Source organism: Streptomyces sp. NPDC054932 (assembly GCF_053610205.1).
This window is the reverse complement of sequence record NZ_JBSGXU010000323.1, coordinates 1-5,354: the sequence shown is the minus strand read 5'-3', so window position 1 is coordinate 5,354 and position 5,354 is coordinate 1. Positions and strand designations below refer to the sequence as shown.

The window sequence follows — 5,354 nt, the reverse complement described above, 5'->3', positions numbered from 1 at the left end:
GCGGTATCGAGCTGCGCCCCGTCATGGAGCTCCCCTGGGTGCTCGCCGTCGGCGCCGACGACCCCCTCGCCGCCCGCCCCCGCATCGACCCGGCCGACCTCGCCGGCATCCGTCACATCCGGCTCCCCAAGAATTCAGCCTCCCGCGCCCACCTCGACGCCGCCTTCGCCGAAGCCGGCATCCGGGTCAGCTCCGACACCAGCGTGGCCGACTGGGACACCGCCCTGCTGCTCGCCGAACTAGGCCTCGGACACGCCGTCGTGCCCGCGCTGCCCGGCTGGCAGGTCCCCGGCTCCGCCGGCCCGCTGCGCCTCGTGCCGATCCCCGCGCTGCCGCCCCTCGCGGTCGGCTGGGCCGTGCGCCGCTGGGCCGCCCTCGCCCCGCCCGCCCTGGTCTTCGCCGACGAGGTCGCCCGCAGCTGCCGGGCGCGCGCCGCCGGGCAGCAGTGACGCCACCACCAGCCCTGCGGCCGTCAGCACGGCCAGCGCCACCAGCGACGAGCCGTGCGGCCCGGCGCCCGCGGCGACCGCGATCCCGAGGGCCGGGCCGACGTTCATGGCCGTCTGCTTGAGCCCCCCGACGACCCCGGCGTATCCGGCCGGGGCCTCGCCGACCACGGCCCCGGTGGCGGTGACCATGACGGTGGTGAACCCGGCGCCGAGCACCCCGAAGGCCACCGCGGACGCGGAGCCCAGCCCCGCGATCCCGGCGACGACCAGCCCCGTACCGGCCAGCGCGGTCCGGCGCGGTCCGAACCGGCGCAGCGCCAGGCCCGCCACCGGCGCCCCCACGACCATCGCCGCCGTCAGCGGCAGCACGCGCACCCCGGTGGCGAGCGGGTCCAGCCCCTCGACGTCCTGGAGGTGGAACGTGGCCGTGAACAGCGCCCCGAACATGCCCGCGGAGACGATCAGCAGCAGCCCCATCGAGGCCGTCACCGCCGTGGACCGGGCCACGGCGTGCGGGACGAACGGCTGCGCGGCCCGCCGCTCACGGCGTACGAACAGGGCCGCAAGCCCGGCGGCGGCCCCGAACCCGACGACCGTGGGCGCGCCGGTCCACCCGTACTCGGGCACACCGACCAGTGCGTGCACGAGTACCGCGAGGGCCGTCGCGAGCAGGGCGGCGCCGGTGAGGTCCGGCCGCCCGGCCGCTGTGCGCGGCGGCGCGGGGGCCCGTACGGCGAGCGTCAGCGCGGCGATCACCAGGGCCACCGGCACATTGATCACGAACACGGCCCGCCAGCCCCACTGCGCGACCAGCAGGCCACCGAGCAGCGGGCCGGCCGCCGCGGCCGCCCCGATCGAGCTCGTCCGCACGGCCACCGCAGTGGCGAGCCGGTCGGGCGGGTACGCGAGCCGCAGCAGTGCCAGCGTCGCGGGCTGCAACAGCGCCCCGAACACGCCCTGCGCGGCACGCAGGGCGATCACCCAGCCCACGCCGGGCGCGAACACGATGCCCGCCGAGGCCGCGGCGAAGCCGAGCACGCCGACGAGGAGCAGCCGGGAGTGCCCGTACCGGTCGCCCAGGCGCCCGGCGACGACCAGGAACGCGGCCACGGCGAGCAGATAGGCGGTGCTGGTCCACTGGACCTGCGCGACGCTCGCCCCCAGATCGCGCCGAAGGCTCGGCTGCGCCACGGTCAGCACGGTGCCGTCCAGCGCGACGAGCATGGCTCCCGCCACGCTGACGAGGAGTGATATCCGCTGCCTCATAGGGTTTCCGGTCCGAGATGGGCGTCGACGGCTGCCGCGACGAGCCGCTCGATCCCGTCGGCCGGGGCGTCGCCGAGGGCCAGCGGCAGGCTGCCCCAGCGCCACAGCTGCGCCAGGCCGTGCAGGTTGGCCCACAACGCGGCCGCGGTGACGGGGGGTTCGGCCGCACCGCAGCGTTGGACGAGCGAGACGAGGAGACCGAACATCGGGAGCGTCGTCTCCCGCAGCCGGGGCCCCTCGGAGGGGTTCCGGTCCTGCTCCCGGTCCTGGCTCCGCTCCTGGCTCCGGTCCTGGCCCGTGCTGTCCAGCAGGTCGTGGCGGAACATCAGCTCGAACATCCCCGGGTGCTCCAGCGCGTAGCCGACGTACGCGCTCCCGATCGCCCGCACCTGCTCCCGCGGGGACAGTGGCCCGGCGACCGCCTCCGTGTGCGCGAAGCGCATCCCGAGATCCTCGAAGCCACGCCGGGCGATCGCCGACAGCAGGGACTGGTGCGTGGGGAAGTACCGGCGCGGCGCCCCGTGCGAGACGCCCGCCCGGCGTGCGATCTCCCGCAGCCCCAGAGCGCCGGTGCCCTCGCTCAGGACCAGCTCCACACCCACGTCGATCAGCCGCTCCCGGAGCGGTCTCTCCTCGTCCATGGACACTGTCTACCAGGAGGCGTAGACAGTGTCTACTCGCTTCGGGGGAGGGCGCGCGGACCGGCCGCCGCGACAACGCGGCGTCAGGCCACGGACAGGACGATCTTTCCCCCGGTGCGTCCTGCCTCGCCGAGCGCGTGGGCCCGGGCCGCGTCCTCCAGGGGGAGCACCGCGCCGACCTCGACGCGGAGCAGGCCGCGCTCGATCAGGGAGGCGATCCGGCTCAGTCCGCACCGGTCGGGCTCGACGAGCATGAACACCGCACGCACCCCGGCCGCGCGGGCCTGTTCGACGGGGAACGTCTCGTCGGGCGGCACGATCGAGACCAGTGTTCCGCCGGGCCGCAGGGTGCGCAGGGAGCGGGACCAGTAGGCGGGTCCGACGGCGTCGAGGACCACGTCGACGTCGCTCACGTCCTCCGCGAAGTCCCGGCGGGTGTGGTCGACGAGTTCGTCGGCACCGAGTGCGCGCAGGAAGCCGTGCCCGGCCTCACGGGCGGTGCCGATGACGTACGCGCCCCGGGACTTGGCGATCTGCACGGCGAGGTGCCCCACTCCGCCCGCCGCCGCGTGGATCAGGACGCGCGAGCCCGGCCCGATGCCCGCCGTGTCGACCAGGGCCTGCCAGGCGGTGAGGGCGGCCAGCGGGACGGCCGCCGCCTCGATGTGGCCGAGCCCTTCGGGGAGGTGGACGAAATGGCGGGCCGGCGCCGTCACGTAGTCGGCGTAGGCGCCGGCGGGGTGCGGGAACCGGGGCATGCCGAACACGGCGTCGCCGGGCCGCAGGACGGTGACCCCGCGGCCGACCGCCTCGACGACGCCGGAGACGTCGAACCCCAGGGTGAACGGGGGCGTGGCGCCGGTGGAGAACACGCCCCGGGACCGCGTCTGCCAGTCCGCCGGGTTGACGCCTGCGGCATGGACCCGGACCAGGACCTCGGTCGGGCCGGGGCTCGGCCGCTCGGTCTCGACGAGCCGGAGCACTTCCGGTCCGCCGGCGCGGTCCTGGGTGACGGCGCGCATCATCGGACGGGCTTCGTGGGTCATGGTGATCTCTCTCGGGGAGGGGGGACCGGTTGCTCAGCGCCCCTTCGGCGGGGCGCGTTCCCAGGCTGTCGCCAGGGGGAGGGGCCAGGTAGTGGCCCGATGGTCAACCAGTGAAAGGATCGGGTCATGCACCGCATCGGAGTTCTCGCCCTGGACGGTGTGATGCCCTTCGAACTGGGCATCCCGGCCCGCGTCTTCGGCGCGGCACGCGACCCCGGGGGCAAGACGCTCTACTCCGTGACCACGTGCAGCCTGGACGGCCGCCCGGTGCGGACCGACGCCGACTACCACCTCGCCGTCGCCCACGACGCGTCCGTCCTGGCCACCGCCGACACGGTGGTCATCCCGCCCTCCCGCGACCTGGGACCGATCCGGACCGAAGGCCGCCTCCCGGACACCTTGCGCACGGCCCTCGCCGCCGTCCGCCCCGGCACCCGCATGGTGGCGATCTGCACCGGAACCTACGTCCTGGCCGCCGCGGGCCTCCTCGACGGCCGTCCGGCCACCACCCACTGGCGCGAGGCCGACCGGCTGCGGCGGACCTTCACCCGGGTCCGCGTCGACCCCGACGTGCTGTTCGTCGACGACGGCGACGTCCTGACCTCGGCCGGGGTCGCCGCCGGGATCGACCTCTGCCTGCACATCGTCCGCCGCGACCACGGCAGCGCGGTCGCCAACGACGTGGCACGCGCCTGTGTCGTACCGCCGTGGCGCGACGGCGGGCAGGCGCAGTACATCCGCCGCCCCGTTCCCGCGCCGACGGGCAGCGGCACGGCTCCCACCCGTGCCTGGGTGCTGGAGCGGATCGGCGAACCCGTGACCCTGGCCGACATGGCCGCGCACGCCGGGGTCAGCGTCCGGACCTTCACCCGGCGCTTCCGGGACGAAGTCGGAGCGAGCCCCGGGCAGTGGCTGGTGCAGCAGCGGATCGAGCGGGCCAGGCACCTGCTGGAGACCACGGACTGGCCGGTCGACACGGTGGCCGCCCGCGCGGGCCTGGGCAGCGGCACCTCGCTCCGCCAGCACCTGCGCACGGCCATCGGCGTCTCTCCCCACGCGTACCGCCGTACCTTCCGTGCGATGCGCCCGGAGGCCCTGTCCCGCGGTGCGGGGGATGATGGAGTGGCCGGGGAGGAAGGCCGAGTGTGATCCCGCGGCCCGGCGGAGGAGGTGCACGTGCCATGACGGAGAACGACGGCGGTCCGTCGGCGCAGAAGCTGGAGGAGGGCCGGCTCCTCAAGGAGCTCGAGGCCATTCACCGCACGCGCCACGAGACCCTGTTGCACGGGTCCGACGACGCCCTGGTCACCCACACGAAGCGGATGAACGAGCTGGAGCACGAGTACGTGCGCCGCCACCCGCAGCGGGCCCAGACCGCGGGCCGCACCCGCTCGGGGGCCCGCGCCCGTAGCGCCGGGGACTGAGGCCGCTGCTCTCCGGGCGCCAGGCCGCCCGGCCCGGCCCCCGTACTCGCGGGTGCCGGGCCGGTCCCTGCGCTCAGGAGGCGGGGTCGAGGAGGGCGCCGAAGGCGGTCGGCAGGCGCTTCCACGCCTCCCGACCGGCGGCGAACTCGGCGTCGGTCAGCAGGCACGAGTCGAGGATCCCGGCCAGCCGTTCGCGGTCCAGGCCTGGTGAGACGAAGACCAGGTGCTGGCAGCAGTCGCCGTGCTCGGGATGCCAGCCCAGGGCGGCTGCGGCCCTGCGCACCGCAGGCATCATCTCCCACGCGGCGTCCGGCAGCGAGGCCAGCCACGGGCCGCCGCTCTCCATGCAGAGCGCGCCGCCCGCGGCGTCCCAGGCCAGCAGGGTGTCGGGGCGGTCGGCGAGCCAGAAGCGGCCGCGGCTGCGGGCGGCCGCGCACGCGAGGTCCTCCAGGGCCTCGTAGAGCCGCTCCGGGTGGAAGGGCCGGTGGCGGCGCCAGACGAGCGTGCCGACCCCCGCCTCGTCCGCCT

Annotated in this window: 6 protein-coding genes and 1 pseudogene; 3 read left to right on the top strand and 4 right to left on the bottom strand. The window is 75.6% G+C overall.

Features of this window, described 5'->3' with window-relative positions; all coding sequences use genetic code 11:
• On the top strand, window positions 1-449 hold a 449-nt coding region (locus ACWGE1_RS39950), incomplete at its 5' end, for a LysR substrate-binding domain-containing protein (RefSeq protein ID WP_453425379.1).
• Here ACWGE1_RS39950 and ACWGE1_RS39945 read toward each other — a convergent pair.
• The 3 genes and pseudogenes from ACWGE1_RS39945 to ACWGE1_RS39935 all read right to left on the bottom strand — a co-directional run.
• Window positions 432-1,715 (bottom strand): annotated as a pseudogene (locus ACWGE1_RS39945) (MFS transporter); the annotation flags it as partial. The gene ACWGE1_RS39950 and the pseudogene ACWGE1_RS39945 overlap by 18 nt on opposite strands.
• Window positions 1,712-2,356: a TetR/AcrR family transcriptional regulator gene (locus ACWGE1_RS39940; protein WP_453425378.1), complete on the bottom strand. Its 645-nt coding sequence runs from the start codon at window positions 2,354-2,356 to the stop codon at window positions 1,712-1,714. The gene ACWGE1_RS39940 and the pseudogene ACWGE1_RS39945, both read right to left, overlap by 4 nt.
• An 83-nt stretch (window positions 2,357-2,439) precedes the next feature.
• Window positions 2,440-3,402, bottom strand: a complete 963-nt coding sequence (locus ACWGE1_RS39935; RefSeq protein WP_453425377.1) for an NADP-dependent oxidoreductase — start codon at window positions 3,400-3,402, stop codon at window positions 2,440-2,442.
• A gap of 126 nt (window positions 3,403-3,528) precedes the next feature.
• Here ACWGE1_RS39935 and ACWGE1_RS39930 point away from each other — a divergent pair, with 126 nt between their 5' ends.
• Window positions 3,529-4,551 (top strand): GlxA family transcriptional regulator, encoded by a 1,023-nt coding sequence (locus ACWGE1_RS39930; RefSeq protein WP_453425376.1) that lies wholly within the window; start codon window positions 3,529-3,531, stop codon window positions 4,549-4,551.
• A gap of 32 nt (window positions 4,552-4,583) precedes the next feature.
• Window positions 4,584-4,826, top strand: coding sequence for a DUF6158 family protein (locus ACWGE1_RS39925; RefSeq protein WP_453425375.1), 243 nt, complete (start codon window positions 4,584-4,586; stop codon window positions 4,824-4,826).
• Between the two features lie 73 nt (window positions 4,827-4,899).
• On the opposite strand, the gene ACWGE1_RS39920 is transcribed toward ACWGE1_RS39925, so the two are convergent.
• A partial coding sequence (locus ACWGE1_RS39920; protein ID WP_453425374.1) for a GTP-binding protein occupies window positions 4,900-5,354 on the bottom strand: 455 nt, incomplete at its 5' end.

Excerpts from the sequence above, each read along its gene's own strand:
- ACWGE1_RS39940 (WP_453425378.1), bottom strand. The coding sequence starts at position 2,356 with ATGGACGAGGAGAGACCGCTCCGGGAGCGGCTGATCGACGTGGGTGTG.
- ACWGE1_RS39935 (WP_453425377.1), bottom strand. The coding sequence starts at position 3,402 with ATGACCCACGAAGCCCGTCCGATGATGCGCGCCGTCACCCAGGACCGC.
- ACWGE1_RS39930 (WP_453425376.1), top strand. The coding sequence starts at position 3,529 with ATGCACCGCATCGGAGTTCTCGCCCTGGACGGTGTGATGCCCTTCGAA.
- ACWGE1_RS39925 (WP_453425375.1), top strand. The coding sequence starts at position 4,584 with ATGACGGAGAACGACGGCGGTCCGTCGGCGCAGAAGCTGGAGGAGGGC.